At 59.2% G+C, this 22,050-nt stretch carries 15 protein-coding genes; 8 read left to right on the top strand and 7 right to left on the bottom strand.

Annotated elements, in window-relative coordinates; genetic code table 11:
• Positions 1-54 precede the first annotated feature (54 nt).
• The 3 genes from CKW38_RS23245 to CKW38_RS23235 form a co-directional block, all read right to left on the bottom strand.
• Complete coding sequence (locus tag CKW38_RS23245) at positions 55-1,419, bottom strand: DUF3999 domain-containing protein (RefSeq protein WP_007909264.1); 1,365 nt, start codon at positions 1,417-1,419, stop codon at positions 55-57.
• Positions 1,416-5,000 carry a DUF2339 domain-containing protein gene (locus CKW38_RS23240; protein WP_095113970.1) on the bottom strand — a complete coding sequence of 1,195 codons (3,585 nt, stop codon included), beginning with the start codon at positions 4,998-5,000 and terminating at the stop codon, positions 1,416-1,418. The genes CKW38_RS23245 and CKW38_RS23240 overlap by 4 nt, the downstream gene beginning before the upstream one ends.
• Before the next feature lie 167 nt (positions 5,001-5,167).
• On the bottom strand, positions 5,168-7,618 hold the full coding sequence (locus CKW38_RS23235; RefSeq protein WP_095113969.1) for a glycogen/starch/alpha-glucan phosphorylase: 2,451 nt from the start codon (positions 7,616-7,618) through the stop codon (positions 5,168-5,170).
• Positions 7,619-7,877: 259 nt separating this feature from the next.
• Between CKW38_RS23235 and CKW38_RS23230 the strand changes: the two genes are divergently transcribed.
• A complete protein-coding gene (locus CKW38_RS23230) occupies positions 7,878-8,315 on the top strand; it encodes a YkgJ family cysteine cluster protein (RefSeq protein ID WP_038359983.1) in 438 nt (145 codons plus the stop codon).
• Positions 8,316-8,503: 188 nt separating this feature from the next.
• A complete protein-coding gene (locus tag CKW38_RS23225) occupies positions 8,504-9,031 on the top strand; it encodes a hypothetical protein (protein WP_095113988.1) in 528 nt (175 codons plus the stop codon).
• Positions 9,032-9,118: 87 nt separating this feature from the next.
• Here the strand turns inward: CKW38_RS23225 and typA are convergent, their stop codons facing one another.
• Both typA and thiI read right to left on the bottom strand, forming a co-directional pair.
• Positions 9,119-10,939, bottom strand: coding sequence for a translational GTPase TypA (typA, locus tag CKW38_RS23220; protein ID WP_003220792.1), 1,821 nt, complete (start codon positions 10,937-10,939; stop codon positions 9,119-9,121).
• A 139-nt stretch (positions 10,940-11,078) separates the two neighbouring features.
• Positions 11,079-12,533, bottom strand: a complete 1,455-nt coding sequence (gene thiI / locus CKW38_RS23215) for a tRNA uracil 4-sulfurtransferase ThiI (protein ID WP_007909256.1) — start codon at positions 12,531-12,533, stop codon at positions 11,079-11,081.
• 329 nt (positions 12,534-12,862) lie between these two features.
• Between thiI and glnA the strand changes: the two genes are divergently transcribed.
• The 5 genes from glnA to ntrC all read left to right on the top strand — a co-directional run bounded on the left by glnA (position 12,863) and on the right by ntrC (position 18,444).
• Positions 12,863-14,269 (top strand): type I glutamate--ammonia ligase, encoded by a 1,407-nt coding sequence (gene glnA / locus CKW38_RS23205; RefSeq protein WP_007909254.1) that lies wholly within the window; start codon positions 12,863-12,865, stop codon positions 14,267-14,269.
• Positions 14,270-14,558: 289 nt separating this feature from the next.
• Positions 14,559-15,074 (top strand): DUF4124 domain-containing protein, encoded by a 516-nt coding sequence (locus tag CKW38_RS23200; protein WP_095113968.1) that lies wholly within the window; start codon positions 14,559-14,561, stop codon positions 15,072-15,074.
• A complete protein-coding gene (locus CKW38_RS23195; protein WP_007909242.1) occupies positions 15,071-15,694 on the top strand; it encodes a DUF4124 domain-containing protein in 624 nt (207 codons plus the stop codon). Before CKW38_RS23200 ends, CKW38_RS23195 begins: the two co-directional genes overlap by 4 nt.
• Before the next feature lie 231 nt (positions 15,695-15,925).
• On the top strand, positions 15,926-17,011 hold the full coding sequence (gene glnL, locus CKW38_RS23190) for a nitrogen regulation protein NR(II) (protein ID WP_007909240.1): 1,086 nt from the start codon (positions 15,926-15,928) through the stop codon (positions 17,009-17,011).
• Positions 17,008-18,444: a nitrogen regulation protein NR(I) gene (gene ntrC, locus CKW38_RS23185; protein ID WP_007909238.1), complete on the top strand. Its 1,437-nt coding sequence runs from the start codon at positions 17,008-17,010 to the stop codon at positions 18,442-18,444. Before glnL ends, ntrC begins: the two co-directional genes overlap by 4 nt.
• A 497-nt stretch (positions 18,445-18,941) precedes the next feature.
• Here ntrC and CKW38_RS23180 read toward each other — a convergent pair whose 3' ends face one another.
• Both CKW38_RS23180 and CKW38_RS23175 read right to left on the bottom strand, forming a co-directional pair.
• The gene (locus tag CKW38_RS23180) at positions 18,942-20,939 is read right to left on the bottom strand and encodes a leucine-rich repeat domain-containing protein (RefSeq protein WP_256588443.1); all 1,998 of its coding nucleotides are present in this window, start codon (positions 20,937-20,939) and stop codon (positions 18,942-18,944) included.
• A 192-nt stretch (positions 20,940-21,131) separates the two neighbouring features.
• Positions 21,132-21,572, bottom strand: a complete 441-nt coding sequence (locus CKW38_RS23175) for a hypothetical protein (RefSeq protein WP_095113967.1) — start codon at positions 21,570-21,572, stop codon at positions 21,132-21,134.
• Here CKW38_RS23175 and CKW38_RS23170 point away from each other — a divergent pair.
• On the top strand, positions 21,571-22,026 hold the full coding sequence (locus tag CKW38_RS23170; RefSeq protein ID WP_007909235.1) for a tRNA (cytidine(34)-2'-O)-methyltransferase: 456 nt from the start codon (positions 21,571-21,573) through the stop codon (positions 22,024-22,026). The two genes, CKW38_RS23175 and CKW38_RS23170, sit on opposite strands and share 2 nt — an antisense overlap.
• Positions 22,027-22,050 lie beyond the last annotated feature (24 nt).

Raw genomic sequence — 22,050 nt, 5'->3', positions numbered from 1 at the left:
AAATAACCTGTGGGAGCTGGCTTGCCAGCGATTGGCGCGCAGCGCCAGCCATTCTCAGGTGTTGGTTGGAGGCTTGCGCAACAAGCTAAACGCCATAGCCCCCAAAAACACCACACTCAACAACAACACTGCCCACAACCCAATCTTCTTCCAATTGGTCTCCGCCACCGCCGCTGTGGTCGCCGTCGATGTCTGCGTACCAACCGCTTCACCCTGTACCGACGCCTTGCCCAACGACGCCAGCTTCTGCGGCTTGAAATCCGGAATCAGCGTCGCCAGCGGCAAGTTCGCCGTTTTCACCGTCGGATTACCCAGCGCCAGACTGTACGGCCCCTCTCCGCGTGCAAGGAAGATCACCTGAGTCGCCCGCACCGCGTACTTCACGCTGGGCGCCTGCGCGCCCAGACCACCGCCACGCTCATCGACCGTCAGCTTCAACTGCTGCACGGTCTGCCCGTAGAGCTGCAATTCGTTCTGCACTACATCCTGATTATTCTGGCTCAGGCGATAGAGCAAGCCGCTGCTCAGTTCCTGCCACGGCAGGCTGCTTTCACGTCGCCCCGCCAATATCACCGGCGCCAGACTGTTCGGTTGTTTGAGTTCAACCTGCACGCGTTCGACATTCAGCCCCATCGGCAACTGCCAGGTGTATTCCCCGGCCTTGGTGCTGCTGCCGGCCAATGCCTGCGACCAGACCAACGGCAGCGGCAAATCGCGCGGATCACTGCTTTTCAATTGTGCCGCCGTCAAAATCGGCGCCGAGTTCGGCGACTCCCACAATAGCCGCACATAACGCGCCGATTGCCCCGGCAACGTCACTTCGTGCTGCTCGATGCGCTCATCGGAAAAAGTCAGTCGTGCGACCTGACCTTCGCCCCACGGCTGCCAGTGCTGCAAGTCATCGCTGGCCTCAATGCTGAAACGCTGAAAGCCGTCGCGCTCACTGGTCCAGTCGAGGATCAATTGCTGCAACGGCGCCTTGATCGCGCTGGCATCCAGCAGCCAGCCACGCAGCACTTCTTCACCCGCCTCCAACTGGCTGGACGGCTGCACTTCGACCAGCGTGCCGTTGGTGGTCGATTGCACGCGCACATTCGGCGCGCGCTCACTGGCGTCGGCGGCGTTGTACAGCGGGAACCATTTCACCTCGTGCAACTGGCCGTCATCGCGGGTCTGCGCCGACTCGCGCGCCAAGGCGTAGGCCTGCGCTTCGCCAGCGGCGTTGAATACCCGCAAGTCACTGAGATCAGTCTGGCGCGCCTGCAATTGCACGCTCAACGGTAAGTCGAGGCGATACCACGGGCCGTTGCCGCTCACAGACAGCGGCACCTGCGTGGCGAAGTCCGCCGGTTTTTCCTGAGCACCGGCCACCATCACCACGCCCAACGCCAACCAACCCAGATTTCGCATGCGACTCAAGATGAAACTCCTTCGGTGTTCGGGGCCGGTTTGTCCGCCGCCGGGTCAGCGTCGACGCGTTTGGGCGGCAGCGGCGCGAAATAGCCAACCACCAGCAGCAACACGCCGACGCCGATAAACGAGACGATCCGGGCAAGGCCGCCACGGTTGCTCAGTTCGACAAAAATCAGTTTGGCCACCACCAGCGCAATCAGCGCCGCGCCGATCAACCACACTTCGCGACGATGACGCAGATGCCCGCCGATCATCAGCCCGAGCGCCATCAACGTCCAGACGATGGACAATCCGGCCTGCACCAGCATCGAGCCGAGCAGTTGATCGAGCTCGAACGGAATCCCGGCCCAATGGTGTGCCGCGCGGGTGACCAGCGCGGTGCAGAAAGCGAACAGCGATACCCCGGCGATCAGTTGCGTCGCGTATTCGGCGTAGTCCTGACGAATCGACAGCTGCGAAACTGCACTGCGCGACCAGACATAAACGCCGAACAAAGCAAACAACAGACCCAGCTCCAGCGGGTTCAGCAGCGGCACATACGGCAACGGTTCGGCGTTGCCATCGCTGACGCCATTCGCCAACCAAAACCACGCGAGCATCAACACCGCCAGCGGCGCGGCGGCGTACAAGCGGTACTCGCGGGCAAACGCTGCGACCGGCCACGGCCAAGAGCGCGGGGCCGCTGCCAGCAGCAGATAAACGCTCGGCAGAATCGCCCAACCCAACCAACGCCAGGCGTTGTATTGCTCGGACAACAGCAGTAGCCCGTAACGCAATTCCAGCGCCAGCACGCCAATCAGCAACCAACAGCCCAATACATGCGCCGTACTCAAGGCGCGCGCCGGCAACATCGGCGCCAGGCGCCGCAGACTGAAGAAGTGCACGGCGAACACCGCCGCCCACGCCAGCCAGCCGAAATCCGTCGCCGGGTGATAACGCGAATGCCAAGCAGCGAGCAACACCAGACCTGCCGCCGGAATCAGCAAGGTGCAGAGCAAGCCCAGCGCCGGCCATTTCAAACGTAGCGCCAACACAGTCCACACCGCCACGCTTACGGCTGCTACCAACAGCAGCAACGTGCCTTGCAAATTCGGAGCAGCAAAACGCAGCATCTCGCTAACCCACGCCAGCGCCCACCAACCCGCGCCCCACACCAGCAATACTTCGGACAAGCGCTGCAAACTCAACGCATCGAATGCCGAGGCGTGATTGCCCAGTTGCAGGCGCCACGCACCGATCATCGCCGCCAGCCCCAGTACCAGCGGCGTCCAGAATCCGCCATGGGCCAGCGGTTTCAAACCTTCGCTGGACAGTGGCCCGAGCAACTCCGGACCGGCCAGCAAAAACGCCGCGCCACCGATCACTTGCAACAACAAACCGAAAACAAAACTCACGCGCTGCTTGAGGTACAGGCTCAACCAGATAATCAGCAAACCACTGGCCGCCCACACCGCGCTCGCGGTCTGCCATGGCAGGACAAACAGCACCGCCAGATTGATCAGCACCAGACCAGCCAACAGCACCACCGACAATCCGCGCAGCAGACGTACATCACCGCGCACCATTTCATCACGGGCCGCCAACAGCATGCCGGCGATCAACGCCAGACCGATCAGCGAAGCACTGAGCAAGCCACTCCAGCCGGCGCTGAACACCGCTGCCGAATCCTCGCCCGCGCCTTGCAGACGCAACAGGAACAACGCACCGCCGAGCAACTGCACGGCAAACGCGGTGAACAGGAAGGTGCGCGATTGAATCCGCAGACCGACAAACAACGTCACCAGACCGGCCAGCGCCCAACTGATGGCCGTGGCCTGAACGAAGAAGAACAGCGGCGCCAGCAGATAGAGGAAGGTCAGGCCCAGGCACGCCAACACCGGCAAGCCTTGACGCTCCCAAAGTGATGCCTGTTGCGGCGAGGCCTTGCGCAATTGATAGAAGCTGAACAGCAAGGCAATCCCGAGCATCAAAGCGCCCAGCGGCGCACCGTCGAGCAGACTGCTTTCGCCGACCCGCAACTGACTGAGGAAGGCTAACCCGGAACCCAGTTGCAGCAGCAAGGCAAACGCGCGGGCGAACGGTCGATGCTGGCGCAAACCGAGCCAGAAAATCCCCGCGCCTTCCACCGCCCACGCCGCCGAGGTCCAACGCGCATCGAGCCCCAGCGGGATCGCCAGACTGGCAAAAATCACTCCGAGCGCCAGACAGGTTTCGCCCAGCAGCACCGCGCGCCCGTCCATCAACACCTTGGCCAGCGCCATGTAGATCATGCCCAACGCCAGCGCACTGAAAGCGGCAGCAAACTCCAGATGCTGCACCAGCGCAAACTGCAGACCGAAGCCAATGATCGGCGGGCCGAACAGCATCGTGCCGTCGACGTAATCGCCCTTGCGCGCAGACCAGTGCAGCAACGCCTCGCGGTCGTCCGCCGCCGGCGCGTCCGGCATGTCGAGCAATTTGCGCCGGGCGAATAGCAGGCCGATGGCGAGGTACATCAGGAAAAACAGAATCAGGAACGGCTCGGTGCTCCACAACAGCTCCGGCGTATACGAACGCAAACCCCAGGCGAAACCGATACCGAAGGTGCCGACGAAGCCGATCAGGTTGAGCAGACGCCAGGCCTTGAACCAGGCGATGGCGAGAATGCCGGCGTTGAGCAGCGCGAAATAACTGAACAGCGCGACGTGGTTGCCGGCGCCGGTCGAAGTCAGGATCGGCGCGGCAAAACCGCCCAGCGCCGCCGCTGCGGCAAGCCCCAAGGCGTCTTGGGTAATGGCGAGAATCGCCGAGAAAATCGTCACCGCCACCAGCAGTCCCAGCGCGGCCGACGGATCGAGCAACGGGTGCAGGCGCATCGCCGCAAACACCGTCAGGTACAGCACCGCGATCCCGGTGCCTTGCAGCATCAACGCGTAATTGCTGTTGCGCCGGCGCAGCCACCAACCCAGCGCGAGCAAGCCCAACGCGGCCGCCGCGACACCGGAGTAACGCAACTCGATCGGCACGATCATGCCTTCGGTGGCGTAGCGCAGCAGGAACGCCAGACCGAAAAACAACAACACCACGCCAACGCGCAGCACGGTGTTGCCGCCGAACAGCCAGTTACGCGCAGCATTGATGCCGCGCTCGATGAGGTTCGGGCCACGGGGTTCGGCGGGTTTTGACGGTTCGGGCGTGACGGCATCGAGGCGCCACACATCAGCAGGCAGCGGTTGACTGGTTTCGCTGGCGACGGCGGAAATCGGTTCGAGTTCGGGCGGCAGTTCCCAGACCAGTTCGGGGGCCGGGGCTTCTTCGACTGCTTTGAGCGGTTCGACGACAGGTTCGGCGGCCGGCGCCGAAGTCGGTGGCGGCGCAGCATGAAGGGGCACGCCTTCGAGCAGAAACAGGCGCTGTTCGACGCCCTGCAAAGCAACCTTCGCCTGCTCAAGTTGCTGCTGTTGCGCCGCCGCCAGCGAGCCAAGCCGAGCGATGCGGATCGTCTGCCCGATTGCCAGCCCCAACAACGCGCCCAACAGCGCGTCACTGAACGACTCGTCGAGCAGCCAGCCGAGCACCAGCCCGATCAACATGAACATCCATTGCATGGTCGATATCCCTAAGCGCAAAGGCCAATCCGGGAAGATTAGCGCAGCCTGACCCAAAAAGATCGCAGCCTTCGGCAGCTCCTACAGGGTTATGCGAACACCTGTGTAGAAGCTGCCGAAGGCTGCGATCTTTTCCGGCACGCGATTATATCGAGCCGAACGGAAAGTTACTCCAGCGCTTTCCAGATATCCGTGGCGTACTCGCGAATCGTCCGATCCGAGGAGAACCAGCCCATCCGCGCCGTGTTGAGCACCGCTGAACGCCACCAGTTGTTGGAATCGTGCCAATGCGCTTCAACGCGTTTCTGCGCTTCCCAGTAGGAGTCGAAGTCAGCGCAGACCAGGAAGCGGTCGTAATCCACCAGCGAATCGATCAGCCCGGTATAACGCGAGGTGTCATCCGGCGAGAACACCCCGCCGCGAATCGCTTGCAGCACATCGTTCAGACGATGGGACGCGGCGATGTCCGGCACTGCGCTGAACTCGTGGTTCTGTTTGCGCGCTTCGACCTGCTGGGCGCTGAGGCCGAAGATGAACATGTGCTCGGCGCCGATGCGTTCGCACATTTCCACGTTTGCACCGTCCAGCGTGCCGATGGTCAGCGCGCCGTTGAGGCCGAACTTCATGTTACTGGTGCCTGACGCCTCGAAGCCTGCGGTGGAAATCTGCTCGGACAAGTCCGCCGCCGGAATAATGCTCTCCGCCAGGCTGACGTTGTAGTTGGGCAGGAACACCACTTTCAGCAAGCCGCGCACGGTCGGATCGTTGTTCACCACCCGGGCGATGTCGTTGGTCAGCTTGATGATCAGTTTCGCCTGGTGATAACTCGCCGCAGCCTTGCCGGCGAAGATTTTCACCCGTGGCACCCAGTCGACTTCCGGCTCGGCGCGAATCGCCTGATACAGCGCCACGGTGTGCATCAGGTTGAGCAACTGGCGTTTGTATTCGTGGATCCGTTTGACCTGCACGTCGAACATCGCCGCCGGATTGACCGCAATACCCAGCCGTTCGTGAATCAGATAGGCCAAGGCTTTTTTGCTGTGCAGCCGTTGCTCGGCAAAAGCTTTGCGGAACGCGGTTTTTTCGGCGAACGGCTCAAGATCGAGCAGACGCTCTTCGGGGTTATCCAATAGATCCGGGCCGAGCGCATCGACCAGCATCGAAGTCAGTTCCGAGTTGGCCTGATACAGCCAGCGGCGGAAGGTAATGCCGTTGGTTTTGTTGTTGATCCGCTCCGGGTAGAGCTTGTGCAGTTCGGCGAATACGGTTTTGCGCATCAGTTGCGTGTGCAAGCCAGACACGCCATTGACGCTGTGCGAACCGAGGAAAGCGAGGTTGCCCATGCGTACCCGGCGACCGTTGTCTTCTTCGATCAGCGACACCGCGCGCAGTACGTCGAAATCGTGAATGCCTTTGGCCCGCAGCGCGTCGATGTGCTGGGCGTTGATCAGGTAAATGATCTGCATGTGCCGTGGCAGCATGCGTTCCATCAAGCCCACAGGCCAAGTTTCCAGTGCTTCCGGCAGCAGCGTGTGGTTGGTGTATGACAGCGTGTCGACGGTCACTTGCCACGCGGCATCCCACGCCACGTCGTAGACGTCGACGAGTTGGCGCATCAGTTCGGCGACGGCAATCGAAGGGTGCGTATCGTTGAGCTGGATCGCCGCGTGATCGCCCAGGGTCAGCACCGAGGTGTGCATGTTGCGGTGACGGCGCAGCAAATCCTGCAAGGAAGCAGCGACAAAGAAGTATTCCTGGCGCAGGCGCAGCTCCTGCCCTGCTTCAGTGCTGTCCGCCGGGTAGAGCACGCGGGAGATACTTTCCGCGCGGGCAACCTCGGCGACGGCACCCAAGTGGTCACCGGCGTTGAAACGCTCCAGGTGCAAATCTTCCATGGCGCGCGCACGCCACAGCCGCAAAGTGTTGACGCTCGCCCCGCGCCAGCCCACCACTGGCGTGTCGTAAGCAATGGCGCGGACGGTTTCCGCCGGCGACCAGACTTGTTTGGACTTGCCGGAAATGTCGGTGACGGTTTCAACGCTGCCGCCGAAGCCGATGGAGTACACGACTTCTGGCCGTTCGAACTCCCACGGGTTACCGAAATCCAGCCAGTGCTCGGTCTGCTCCTGCTGCCAGCCATCGACAATCGCCTGGCGGAACAAGCCGTGTTCATAACGAATGCCATAACCGTGGCCGGCAATGCCGAGGGTCGACATGCTTTCCATGAAGCACGCCGCCAGACGCCCGAGACCGCCGTTGCCGAGCGCCGCATCGGGCTCCAGCAAGCGGATGCGTTCCAGATCGACACCGAGTTCGGTCAATGCTTCACGGGCGACGTCGAGCAGACCAAGGTTGCTCAGGCTGTCATAGAGCAAGCGGCCGATAAGAAATTCCAGCGAGAGGTAATACACCCGTTTCTGACCTTTGCGGTAGATCTGCCGGGTGTGGTCCATCCAGTGTTCGACCATGTGATCACGCGCCGCCAACGCAATGGCTTCGAACCAGTCATGGTCGAAGGCGTGATCGGGGTCTTTGCCCACCGCGTAGGTGAGCTTGGTCAGGACGGCGTCGCGGAATGCGGCCACCTCTGCTTCGCGAACTAGTGGTTCTTGAGTCATCAATAGGACCTCGAGCGAGCGGGAATTGTCTGAGCCTAGACGGTCTGACCGACGGTGAGGGCTCTGGTTCGGCAGTATTTCCTGAGACTGTGAGATAGCCCGGCATTACCTTGGCGAGTGAGCTAATGAATGCAGGGGCCGTGCCGAATTGTCCGGCAATGTGCCTGTATGCAGAAAAAATCTGGCGAAAGGTTGTTCAAAAATCCACCAGTCCCGGTATGATCGCGCGCCCTGATGCACACACGCCTGGTAACTCCCGATGATGAAGCCCAACCTGATTGCCGCCGCTGAGATCGATCGTCTCGATACGTGGGCGAAATACTCAGCCCCAATGTGCGGTTCCTGCGTGTCCAGCTGCTGCACGCTGCCGGTCGAGGTGAAGATCAAGGATCTGGTGCGCATCGGTGTGGTCGACGAGTTCGAACTGGGCGATCCGCCGAAGAACATCGCCAAGCGCCTGCAAAAGGAAGGCCTGGTCGAACGCTTCAACCAGAAGTCCGGCATCTTCACCTTGCAGCGCATGAGCAACAACGATTGCTACTACCTGGATCGTAAGAGCCGCTTGTGCACCATTTATGACAAGCGCCCGGATACCTGCCGCAATCACCCGAAGATCGGGCCGCGGCCTGGGTATTGCGCGTACAAGCCAAAGGAAGTGGTGCGCGAGCAGAATTTCCGGGCGATTGAGAAGTTCTAACCCAACCCCGGAGTTGGCCAAAGGCGAGCTCCGTACTGAAAGTGCCATCCGTAGATTGTTCTTACAGGAACGGGTAACTCGACCCTACCCGCTTGTCGCAATTTCCTATGCTTATCAAGCATTCACCCGACAGAAAGTATCTCTCCCCAACACTAGTGTGGAGCATCACTCCCTCAGAGAAGATGCTCATGCGTTATTTAAAAGTGACAGCCCAGGATCGTAGCGGTAACGGCAAAGCCGATGCCGTGCAGCTGCACTTCCACAATGGCTCTGCCAACCTCGTCCACGAAGCTTTTGCACTGGATATGTCCGCCGATGGCTGCATTGAGTTCGGCTTCGCGGGTGATATCAACAGCGACGGACTGCAGAATTTTCAGGATCAGTTGCTACTCACGGCCTTTGCCGAGGTCTTCCTGCAGCTCAACTGGTTCAATGCCGGCGATAACTGGGAGCGCTATCTGAAAATTGGCGCAACCGACCATCATCAGGACGGCACACCCAATGTGGTCACGCTTCAATTCAGTGAAGACGATGGCGAGCTGAGCAAACCCATCAAGATCCGACGCGCAGCCGCGTACGATGGTGACAATGACGGCAGCCTCGACTCCTTCACTAACTCCGATGTGAACGGCGATGGCATAGCCAACAAAGCGGACAAGGCTGTACTGCGCAAGATCGCGGAAACCTTCCTCGCGTTTCGCTGGTTCGACGCTTGATTTGCCCATTGCTTCGCTGTTGATCGCAGACAAACAAAAACGCCCCCGGTCTCGCGACCGGGGGCGTTTTTTCAAGCGCGGGCTAAATTACGCCTTGGCTTTCTTGGCAGCGCGGGTACGCTCGCTTTCGTCCAGGATCTTCTTGCGAAGACGGATGGACTTAGGAGTAACTTCGCACAGCTCGTCTTCCTGGATGTATTCCAGAGCCTGTTCCAGGGTGAAGCGAACAGGTGGTACCAGAGCGATGGTTTCGTCTTTACCCGAAGCACGCATGTTGTCGAGCTTCTTGCCTTTGGTTGGGTTTACACCCAGGTCGTTGTCGCGGCTGTTCTGACCAACGATTTGACCGTTGTAGATCTCCTGGCCGTGTTCTACGAACAACTTGCCACGAGCCTGCAGGGTTTCCAGCGAGTAGGTCAGTGCCTTACCGGTTTCAACCGAAACCAGAACGCCGTTCTGACGGCCGGACATGTGGCCCGACTTCACTGGAGCGTAACGGTCGAAGATCGAGGTCAGGATGCCAGCACCGTTGGTCAGGGTCAGGAACTGGTTACGGAAACCGATCAGACCGCGAGCAGGGATGTTGTATTCCAGACGAACACGGCCCTTGCCATCCGGCACCATGTTGCTCAGGTCGCCCTTACGCAGACCCATCTCTTCCATGACCTTGCCCTGCGATTCTTCAGGGATGTCGATGGTTACGTTTTCGAACGGTTCCTGCTTCACGCCGTCAACTTCACGGATGATCACTTCAGGACGGCCCAGGGCCAGCTCGAAGCCTTCGCGACGCATGGTTTCGATCAGTACCGAGAGGTGCAGCTCACCACGGCCGGAAACCTTGAACTTGTCAGCCGAGTCGCCTTCTTCAACGCGCAGTGCAACGTTGTACAGCAGCTCTTTGTCCAGACGATCCTTGATGTTACGGGAGGTCACGAACTTGCCTTCTTTACCGCAGAATGGCGAGTCGTTTACCTGGAAGGTCATGGAAACGGTTGGCTCGTCAACGGTCAGCGGCTTCATCGCCTCGACGGTGTTGATATCGCACAGAGTGTCGGAGATGAACAGCTCGTCGAAGCCGCTGATGCAGACGATGTCGCCGGCTGCTGCTTCTTCAACGTCAATGCGGTGCAGACCGTGGTGACCCATCAGCTTCAGAATACGACCGTTGCGGCGCTTGCCGTCGGCGCTGATAGCGACAACCGGGGTGTTCGGCTTGACGCGACCACGAGCGATACGGCCAACACCGATAACACCCAGGAAGCTGTTGTAGTCCAGAGCGGAGATCTGCATCTGGAACGGACCGTCACGGTCAACGGCCGGAGGCGGAACGTGGTCGACTACCGCTTGGTACAGCGGGGTCATGTCTTCCGCCATGGCGGTGTGATCCAGACCGGCAATACCGTTCAGGGCCGAAGCGTAAACAACCTGGAAGTCCAGTTGTTCTTCGGTAGCACCGAGGTTGTCGAACAGGTCGAAGATCTGATCCAGAACCCAGTCCGGACGCGCGCCTGGACGGTCAACCTTGTTGATTACCACGATTGGACGCAGGCCGGCTTCGAAAGCCTTCTTGGTCACGAAACGGGTTTGCGGCATAGGGCCGTCTTGAGCGTCAACCAGCAGCAGAACGGAGTCAACCATCGACATTACGCGTTCAACTTCGCCGCCGAAGTCGGCGTGGCCCGGGGTGTCCACGATGTTGATGTGGTAGCCGTTCCAGTTGATGGCGGTGTTTTTCGCCAGAATGGTAATACCGCGCTCTTTTTCCTGGTCGTTGGAGTCCATCACGCGCTCGTCGTTGAGCTCGTTGCGCTCCAGGGTGCCGGATTGACGCAGGAGTTTGTCTACCAGGGTGGTTTTACCATGGTCAACGTGGGCGATGATGGCGATGTTGCGTAGATTTTCGATCACTTGTGTATCTCGATCAGAGGATTCGGTTTGCTGACAAGTCTTGGCAGCGATTAGCAGTAGTGTCCGGCATGGCCGTTACAGCTTGACGGCGGTGTCGGGGGGCCGGTGACGCAGGCCACAGGCAAACAGCCCCGGGCACTTAGCTCGGTCGATAAACGCGCACATTGGCATGCCCCTCACTGAGCAAATGGTGAGCATGCAGGCGACTCATCACGCCTTTGTCGCAATACAGCAGGTACTGGCGAGTCGGATCCAGCTCCTTGAAACGAGCGTTCACTGCGTAGAACGGCATCGTCTGTACTTCTACGCCAGCGAGTTCCAGCGGCTCATCCTCGGCGGCATCCGGGTGACGGATGTCGATCACGATCTGGCCGGCCAGTGCTTCGCTGACTTCTTCAATCTGTACGTCCTGGCCCAATTCGTCGATCACCCGATCGATCGGCACCAGTTTGGCGTTTTCGAGCGCACGCTCGAGGACTGCCATGTCGAATTCTTTCTCTTCGTGTTCAACACGACCGCGTTTGGCGGCGGTTTTCGGATTGACCGAAATGACCCCGCAGTATTCCGGCATGTGCCGGGCGAAATCGGCAGTGCCGATCTCGTTGGCCGTGTCGATGATGTCCTGCTTGTGCGCCACGATCAGCGGACGCAGGACCAGTTTGTCGGTCACGCAGTCGATCACCGACAGGTTCGGCAGCGTCTGGCTCGACACCTGGGAGATCGCCTCGCCGGTGACCAGCGCCTCGATCTGCAGGCGGTCGGCGATATTGGAGGCCGCGCGCAACATCATACGCTTCAATACGACGCCCATATGACTGTTATCGACTTTGCCGAGAATTTCGCCCAGCACTTCTTCGAACGGAACACTGACAAATAGCACGCGTTGCGAGCTGCCGTACTTCTTCCAGATGAAATGCGCGACTTCCATCACGCCCAATTCATGGGCACGCCCGCCCAGATTGAAGAAGCAGAAGTGCGTCATCAGGCCGCGACGAATGATCTGGTAGGCCGCAACGGTCGAGTCAAAGCCGCCGGACATCAATACCAGCGTCTGCTCAAGGGCGCCGAGCGGGTAACCGCCGATGCCGTTGTGCTGGCTGTGAATCACAAACAACCGTTTGTCGCGAACTTCGATGCGGACTTCGATTTCCGGCGCTTTCAGGTCGATCCCGGCAGCACCGCACTCACGGCGCAGCTTGCTGCCGACGTATTTTTCGACATCCATCGAGCTGAATGCGTGCTTGCCGGCACGCTTGCAACGCACCGAGAAAATCTTCCCGGCCAGTGCATCGCCGTAGTGCTGTTTGCACTTCTCGGTGATGTCGTCGAAGTCGCCCAGCGGGTACTCGTCGATCTGCAGAAAGTGCGCGATGCCCGGCATGCAGGTCAGGCGCTCGCCCATCTCTTTCAAGGCTTTGGGATCGGTAACGCGGGTTTCCAGTTCGAGATTGTCCCACACACCGTTCACCACCACGGCCGGGTCCAGGTCGCGGAGCACGGTGCGGATGTTCTTGGCCAACTGGCGGATGAATTTCGTCCGGACAGGTCGGCTTTTGATGGTGATCTCGGGGAAGACTTTTACGATTAGTTTCATGAAAACAGCGCGCGAACGGCCAGCCGAAAAAGGGGGGCGCGGATTATAGCGGAAATTGCTCAAGGTTTAACCAGTTAATGTGCAGAAGGTTTTGCATGCACCAAAACGGGTCATTTTCGATTTGTGGCGCTACATTAGGGGGCGAGATTTTCCGCATTCAGGCGCTTTGCACCTTTATAAGCGTGAATTTGGGGCAAAAAACCCATGCTGGGGCACTGGCATGCAATTTGCTCCCTTGTGAGGCAGGTTGCCTTGGCAGAGTATTCGCGCCGGCATCACCCAAATTCTAAGGGCATCCACTACTAAGCCCGAAGCCACCCGGAGGACATATGTCGAAGACGGTTCAACTCATCAAAGATCATGACGTCAAGTGGATTGATCTGCGCTTCACGGACACCAAAGGCACTCAGCACCACGTGACCATGCCGGCTCGCGATGCGCTGGATGAAGACTTCTTCGAAGTCGGCAAAATGTTCGACGGTTCCTCCATCGCTGGCTGGAAAGGCATCGAAGCCTCCGACATGATCCTGATGCCGGTTGACGAAACTGCCGTACTCGACCCGTTCACCGAAGACGCCACCCTGATCCTGGTGTGCGACATCATCGAACCTTCGAGCATGCAAGGCTACGACCGCGACCCACGTGCGATCGCCAAGCGTGCCGAAGAACACCTGAAAGCCACCGGTATCGGTGACACCGTGTTCGCCGGTCCTGAGCCTGAGTTCTTCATCTTTGACTCGGTGAAATTCAAGTCGGACATCTCCGGCTCGATGTTCAAGATCTACTCCGAGCAAGGTTCGTGGATGTCCGACCAGGACATCGAAGGCGGCAACAAGGGTCACCGTCCAGGCGTCAAAGGTGGCTACTTCCCGGTTCCGCCGTTCGACCACGACCACGAAATCCGTACCTCCATGTGCAACGCACTGGAAGAAATGGGCCTGACCGTCGAAGTTCACCACCACGAAGTGGCGACTGCCGGCCAGAACGAAATCGGCGTCAAGTTCAACACCCTGGTGAAGAAAGCCGACGAAACCCAAACCCTGAAGTATGTTGTGCACAACGTTGCTGACGCTTACGGTCGCACCGCGACCTTCATGCCGAAGCCACTGTACGGCGACAACGGTTCGGGCATGCACGTGCACATGTCGATCTGGAAAGACGGCAAGAACACCTTCGCCGGTGAAGGTTATGCCGGCCTGTCCGATACCGCTCTGTACTTCATCGGCGGCATCATCAAGCACGGTAAGGCCCTGAACGGCTTCACCAACCCGGCGACCAACTCGTACAAGCGTCTGGTTCCAGGCTTCGAAGCTCCAGTGATGCTGGCCTACTCGGCTCGCAACCGTTCCGCTTCGATCCGTATTCCTTACGTGTCGAGCCCGAAAGCCCGCCGTATCGAAGCCCGCTTCCCGGATCCGGCTGCCAACCCGTACCTGGCCTTCGCAGCACTGCTGATGGCCGGTCTGGACGGTATCCAGAACAAGATCCACCCAGGCGACGCTGCTGACAAAAACCTGTACGACCTGCCGCCTGAAGAGGCGAAAGAGATCCCGCAAGTTTGCGGCAGCTTGAAAGAAGCCCTGGAAGAGCTGGACAAGGGCCGCGCGTTCCTGACCAAGGGCGGCGTATTCTCCGACGACTTCATCGACGCTTACATCGCGCTGAAATCGGAAGAAGAAATCAAGGTTCGCACCTTCGTACACCCACTGGAATATGAGCTGTACTACAGCTGCTGATCCGGTAGCGCCGCGTTTTTCGGCGTGACAAAAAGAGGCCTCCTTCGGGAGGCCTTTTTTATTGCCTGCCATTTATGACGTGATGCTGATCGTTCCCACGCTCCGCGTGGGAATGCAGCCCGTGACGCTCCGCGTCACTGGACGCGGAGCGTCCCTTGAGGCGTACCCACGCAGAGCGTGGGAACGATCAATTGTGGTGTATGAATGATCTCTGGATGTGTGCAGGGTTGGGCCAACCGCCACACCTGTCCTATGCTGCACCCCATCGCTTTCAATCCCGGTCGATTTCATGGGTCGCACCTTTCTCTACATTCTATTGCTGATGATCGCCCTGCCCGCCGCCGCGCAGATCTACAAATACACCGATGCCAACGGCCACACGGTGTACAGCGATCACTCGCCGGACGGCGTGCAGGCACAACCGGTGGAATTGCCGCCGCTCAATCGGGTCGAGCCTCAGGCGCCCAGCGCACCACCCGCGCCCGAAACCGACAACCGTGAACCTGCGCACAACGCCTATGACATTCTTGAACTCGCTGGTTTGCCCACCGAAGAGGCATTGCGCGCCAACAACGGCACCTTCACCGTCAATGTGCTGATCAAGCCGCGCCTTCGACCGCCCCATCAATTAAGGCTGGTATTGGACGATGAGCCTTACGGTCAGCCGAGCAACGTGCCAATCCTGCAACTGGTAAACGTAGATCGCGGCGAACATCGTTTAGCGGTGCAGGTGATTGACGGGCAAACGGTCATCCAGCAGAGCCCGCCAGTACCTCTCAGCGTACAGCGGGTACACAAGCCATGATCCGCGCAAGCTTGTTCGTCGTGCTGGCGCTGCTGATGCTGCAAGCCTCAGCAGAGGTCTTCACCTATACCGATGCTCAGGGCAATCGCGTCTACACCGATCAACCGCGCAGCAACGCCAAGCGCGTACCGATCGCGACCAGCAATCGCATGTCGGCCAACCCCGGCGCCGCTGCGCCGATCACCACCGCAAAAAAATCCCCGGAACAACCACCGTTCCACTACGACATGCTGCGCATTCTGGTGCCCGAACCCGATGCCACAATTCGCAGCAGTGCCGGCGAGATCATCGTCAGCGTCACCAGCGAACCCGGCCTGCAACGCGGCCACCGTTATCGCCTGTTGCTGGATGGCCAAGCCACCGGCGAACCCGGTCTGAGTCCGGTGTTCCCGCTGAACAACATTGATCGTGGCAGCCATAACCTGTCCGTGGAAATACTCGATGCCGAGGGCCGCACCGTCGAACGCACCGCCAACCAGCCGTTCCACATGCTGCGCATCTCTCTCGCGCAGAAACGCCAGGTCAAACCCTGCGTCGCCGACGACTACGGCGTACGTCCGGAATGCCCGTTGAAAGACAAACCCGAAGAGCCGAAAAATCCCTTCCTGCGTTTCTTCTAACGCCGTTCAGCTTTGCGCACTATATTGGTGCAATAGATTGCACCGTACCCACAATCCAACCCATTTTGGTTCGAAACTTCCCGTTCGAGCTGGCACCCTGCCACTCAAACGAGCGTCAAACGCCTGTTTCAGGCGTTGAACGCTTCTTTTCAGAGCCTTGGTTTGGTTTTTGCATTTTCAGTTCACCGACGCTTGTTATTTGCGCACGCTCCGCCCCCAAAAGAGGCTCCGATGACTATTAGCGACGCAATCCACCGTTTGCTGCTCGACAACCTGACCACCGCCACCATCCTGCTCGACGCCGAATTGCGCCTCGAGTACATGAATCCGGCGGCGGAGATGCTGCTCGCCATCAGCGGGCAGCGTAGCCATGGGCAATTCATCAGCGAGCTGTTCACCGAATCCACCGAGGCGCTGAATTCGTTGCGCCAAGCGGTAGAGCAGGCGCACCCGTTTACCAAACGCGAAGCGATGCTCACCGCCCTCACCGGCCAGACCTTGACCGTGGATTACGCGGTGACGCCGATCCTCAGCAACGGCGCGACCATGCTCCTGCTGGAGGTTCATCCGCGTGACCGCTTGCTGCGGATCACCAAGGAAGAGGCGCAGCTGTCCAAGCAGGAAACCAGCAAGATGCTGGTGCGCGGTCTCGCCCATGAAATCAAGAATCCGCTCGGCGGTATCCGTGGCGCCGCGCAACTGCTGGCCCGCGAGCTACCGGAAGACAGCCTGCGCGATTACACCAACGTGATCATTGAAGAGGCCGACCGCCTGCGCAATCTGGTGGACCGCATGCTCGGCTCGAACAAGCTGCCGTCGCTGGCCATGTGCAACGTCCACGAAGTGCTGGAGCGCGTTTGCCAACTGGTTGAAGCCGAAAGTCAGGGCTGCATCACCTTGGTGCGCGATTACGACCCAAGCATTCCCGACGTATTGATCGACCGCGAGCAAATGATTCAGGCGGTGTTGAACATCGTGCGCAACGCGATGCAGGCGATCAGCAGCCAGAACGAACTGCGTCTGGGCCGCATCAGTCTGCGCACCCGAACCATGCGCCAGTTCACCATCGGCCACGTCCGCCATCGTCTGGTGACCAAGATCGAGATCATCGACAACGGTCCGGGGATCCCGGCGGAACTTCAGGAAACCATTTTCTTTCCCATGGTCAGCGGTCGCCCGGACGGTACCGGGCTGGGCCTGGCCATTACCCAGAACATCATCAGCCAGCACCAGGGCCTGATCGAGTGTGACAGCCATCCAGGTCACACCACCTTCTCGATCTTTCTGCCACTGGAACAAGGAGCCACATCGACATGAGCCGTAGTGAAACCGTGTGGATCGTCGATGACGACCGTTCTATCCGTTGGGTGCTGGAAAAGGCCTTGCAACAGGAAGGCATGACCACCCAGAGCTTCGACAGCGCCGATGGCGTGATGAGTCGCCTGGCCCGTCAGCAGCCGGACGTGATCATTTCCGACATTCGCATGCCCGGTGCCAGCGGTCTGGATCTGCTGGCGCGGATTCGCGAGCAGCATCCACGGTTGCCGGTCATCATCATGACCGCTCACTCCGATCTGGACAGCGCTGTCGCCTCGTATCAGGGCGGCGCGTTCGAATACCTGCCGAAGCCGTTCGACGTTGACGAGGCGGTGTCGCTGGTCAAGCGTGCCAACCAGCACGCGCAAGAACAGCAAGGTCTGGAAGTCGTTCCGGCGCTGACGCGCACCCCGGAAATCATCGGTGAAGCGCCGGCGATGCAGGAAGTGTTTCGCGCCATCGGGCGCTTGAGCCACTCCAACATCACCGTGCTGATCAATGGCGAATCCGGCACCGGCAAAGAACTGGTCGCCCACGCCCTGCACCGCCACAGCCCGCGCGCGGCCTCGCCGTTCATTGCGCTGAACATGGCGGCGATCCCCAAGGATCTGATGGAGTCCGAACTGTTCGGCCATGAAAAAGGCGCGTTCACCGGCGCGGCGAATCTGCGTCGCGGGCGCTTCGAACAGGCTGACGGCGGCACGCTGTTCCTCGATGAAATCGGGGACATGCCGGCGGATACCCAGACCCGTCTGCTGCGGGTTCTGGCCGATGGCGAGTTCTATCGCGTGGGTGGGCATGTGCCGGTCAAGGTCGACGTGCGCATCATCGCCGCGACGCACCAGAATCTGGAAACCCTGGTACACGCCGGGAAATTCCGTGAGGACTTGTTCCATCGCCTCAACGTGATCCGTATCCACATCCCGCGCCTGTCGGACCGTCGTGAAGACATCCCGACCCTGGCCAAGCATTTCCTCAGCCGTGCCGCGCAGGAATTGGCGGTCGAGCCGAAACTGCTGAAGAGCGAGACTGAGGAATACCTGAAAAACCTGCCGTGGGGCGGCAACGTGCGGCAGTTGGAAAACACCTGCCGCTGGATCACCGTGATGGCCTCCGGGCGCGAAGTACACATCAGCGACCTGCCGCCGGAGCTACTGAACCTGCCGCAGGACTCGGCGCCAGTGACCAATTGGGAGCAGGCGTTGCGTCAGTGGGCCGATCAGGCGCTGGCGCGCGGTCAGTCGAGCCTGCTCGACAGTGCGGTGCCGGCGTTTGAGCGAATCATGATCGAGACGGCCCTGAAGCACACCGCCGGGCGCCGGCGTGATGCCGCGGTTTTGCTCGGTTGGGGGCGCAATACCCTGACGCGCAAAATCAAGGAATTGGGCATGAAGGTCGATGGTGGCGATGATGATGAGGGGGATGAGGGTTAACGGTTTGTTCGCTTGAGGGTTGTTGTGAATTCAAAATCCAGCCCCTCATCGGAACGCCGTGCACCGCATCAATGCACAATGACCCGCGATCGCGCACAGCCGCATCGCCACATTCGCTTCTGAAACCACTGAAAAATCAACTACCCAAATGCACGAAACCCCCGAATCCCGGGGCTTTCGTGTTTCTGATCAGATTTTTTTGTTTCAACACATTAAAACCTGGCACGCCCCCTGCAATAACCCTTACAGGTGATTCGATTCACCACCCGTTTCGGGGACCTTGGTACAGGCAGGCCGGGGATTCCCCTCTTTACACCGGGCTCATACCGCAACGCGACGAGCCCACCCTTTTGGGATCCTTGGTACAGGCAGGCCGGGGGTTCCCTCTTTACACCGGACCGACGCTCACAGCGAAGTCCACCCGTTTTGGGAACCCTGATACAGGCAGGTCAGGGATTCCCGCTTTTACACCAATCGCCGAGGTGTTCAGCCCGGCGTTAATTAAGCTTCGGACGTTTGGGTAAATGATGCAGGGGCTGATTTTGCCGCCCCGAGTCATATTCCCGTATTTGTGCTTCAAGCCTGTCGAGCATTTTTCCGGGGCTGGGTTCATTGAGCAGAATGTCCCTCATCCTTGCCTGTTCGCTTGGCTCAGCCTTCGTATAGGCATCCAGAAACCACCACACCCGCCGCTGCAAAAGCGGATGCTCGACGTGAAATTCAGGCGTACGACTCAGCTTCCGAATCCCATTGATCACGTCACTTGCTGCACCGCCGAAGCTGTCCCAGAGCTTCAGTTTTTCAGGTAATTCCAATGGCGGCACATTTCGCAGCCACAGGTTTGCCGACCGATCAGCGCTTTCCTCTCCCAGCCAGATGTCGGCGCCTGTTTTTATACGCGCATGTATCAGACGCCGCAGGGAAGCCGGATCCGTGATGGGATTGCCGCTGAGACTGAAGCCCGCTCTGAGTTCGATGGATTCCGGGATCGCGGCAATTCGATTGTTCGCCAGATTCAACACTTTCCCGGGAATCTTATCGGTGATGCCGTCCGGAAACCTGTCCAACCTCATGTTGGAAAGATCCAGCTCCTGCAACGCAGTCATTGCTTTAAGTGAAGGTGCAACAGAAAACGCGTTGTCGCCCAGTCGCAATACCTCCAGCCTTGACGGCCCGTTGTCGGCATCAAGCCCGATAGGGATTCGGTGTATTCCGGAGCCTGTCAGTTCCAACACGCGCAACTCGGTCATCCCGGAGATGTCAGGATCCGTTAGTAAAACGACGCTCGGGTGTTGAAGAGACAACCTAGCGCGCAAGTCGTCAGGATAATGATTCAGCCTCGCCGCCTGTATTTTACCTAGCCTCAACACCTGCAGCCTGGTCATGCCCCTCAGCGAAAAGTCATCCTGAAAATCACAATCCTGCAGGTTCAACTCTCGTAAACGGGGGAGCCTCGCTAATTGCTCGGCAAAGCGCGAACCCAGATCGAATCTTGAGTAAGCATGCTCATACATAGAGGCATCGGAGGTACTTCTGGTGATCATCTGGCTTGTGACCGTCAGACTTTCAATGTTGGGAAATTGCGCAAAAAACACCTCAGGGTTCAGCGGCGCATGACCTCTTAACGTAAGAGAAACGACTGAGTTGAATTTCAATGAAAGCAGCTTATCGACTGGCCATAGCGTGAGATTGATATCCAGCTTGAAACCCGATAGCCGCCCATCGCTGTAGACCCGCTGATCAGGCTTACTTTTCCACTTGTACAATTTGCGCAGCGTACTCCACATGGCAAACGCCTCATCTACGCCATGTTTCCCTAGAATGCGATTTTGGTGGTCCGGGATGCTGACGTGTTCGTAGTCCAGTTGCAGTAGCCCAAGCTGAATCCGCTTGAGTTCCACATCTGCCACATCCTTGTCACCAAACCGGGCGATAAAGTCATCCGCGTGTTGATCGGTCGCTTTCGGAAGGTAGCTTCGAACCTGCGCTCGGGTAGTTGGCTCAACGACCGTACGCGGGTACCAAAAACCGCTATCGGCGTCACGCAGCATCACCGGCCCCAAAAGCAACTCACTTGGCCGTCGGGCCCGATGCAGTCCCGTCTCGGGGTCCACGGCGACATGGACAAAATCGCCATCGGCCACTTCAGCGTAGGTGCGATTGTTAAAAACCCTCAAGCCTTCGCCGTTGGCTTCTGGAAGTAACGCCCGGGCATTGATTACGTAATGGTCCAGCGTCGGTTGAGGCGCGAGCAAACGTGCGTCAACGGGGGTCGCGTGAATAATAACCGCCGGAGTCGCACCAGTGGCATCTGCGTCAACAGCCCTGGACGACCCGGCACGCGGCTGCGAATCATCGGCGGAGAGTCCTGAACCGGAACCTCTGCGGCCCGATGGGCCGGGGAGCGGAATGTCCACGTCGGCCGGTCGGGTTGGACTGGTCGAAGCATCCACTTTCACGTGGGTGCTGCCCCCGACAGGTGGTTTTATTGGCATTTTTTTCATCCTTGAAAAAATCGCCCCTGGCAGTCGTGCAAGGGGCGAAGACTTTCGGCATCCTGCCGGCTTAAAAGAGGAACGCACGATAGCGTGCGCAAGCATTCAAGGAGAGTAGAAAGGCAGACAAGCGTAGTGGGAAACGACGTCAATAAGCGTAGGAGTACGTCGAGAAGGACAGCAGTACTCCGATCAGTTCGTTTGCAAGCGTATCTCCAGCCGCCAGCGGTCATCGACCTCACTGCCGACCCAATTACCCTGCAGCGGCCGCGCTGCCAATACGGTCAACAACAACCCGCCATCGCTCATTCGCGTGCGCCAGTTCACGTCCCTGCCGTTGAGCTTGAGTTGCCCCTTCTGCGCCTGGCCATCCGCCTGAAACAATAGCGCCACCGTGCCATCGATGATTTCACCGTGCAGCTTGGGTTCGTTGTTGAACCACACCACCAACCCCTGCTCTGACACCTCGACTTGTTGCAGCACAGTCGGATCCGGCGTGGTCAGGCGGCCGATCATCAAACCGATCATCACGCCGACAATCGCCAGCGAACCGATGACTCGCGGCAATAGTTTCGAACGGTTGTCCACAGGCGGCGTAGAATGCCGCTCATCTTTACCTTCGGAGCCGTGCATGTTTCACGTCATCCTTTTTCAACCAGAAATTCCGCCGAATACCGGCAACGTTATCAGGCTGTGCGCCAATAGCGGCTGCCACCTGCATTTGATCGAACCGCTGGGCTTCGAGATGGACGACAAGCGCTTGCGCCGCGCCGGTCTCGACTATCACGAATATGCCACGCTGCAGCGTCACGCAGACTTGGCCAGTTGCCTGGAAAGCCTTGGCAACCCGCGGCTGTTCGCGTTCACCACCAAAGGCTCGCGGCCGTTTCATGATGCCGCGTTTGTTCCTGGCGATGCGTTCATCTTCGGCCCGGAAAGCCGTGGCCTGCCGCCGGAAGTGCTCGACGCGCTGCCGCCGGAACAGCGCCTGCGCCTGCCGATGCGCGAAGGCTGCCGCAGCCTGAACCTGTCCAACACCGTTGCGGTCGCAGTGTACGAAGCCTGGCGCCAGAACGACTTCAAGTAACATCACAAAACAAATGTGGGAGCG

Source organism: Pseudomonas sp. Irchel 3H7 (assembly GCF_900187605.1).
GTDB lineage: Bacteria > Pseudomonadota > Gammaproteobacteria > Pseudomonadales > Pseudomonadaceae > Aquipseudomonas.
This window is presented reverse-complemented; position numbering and strand designations above follow the sequence as displayed.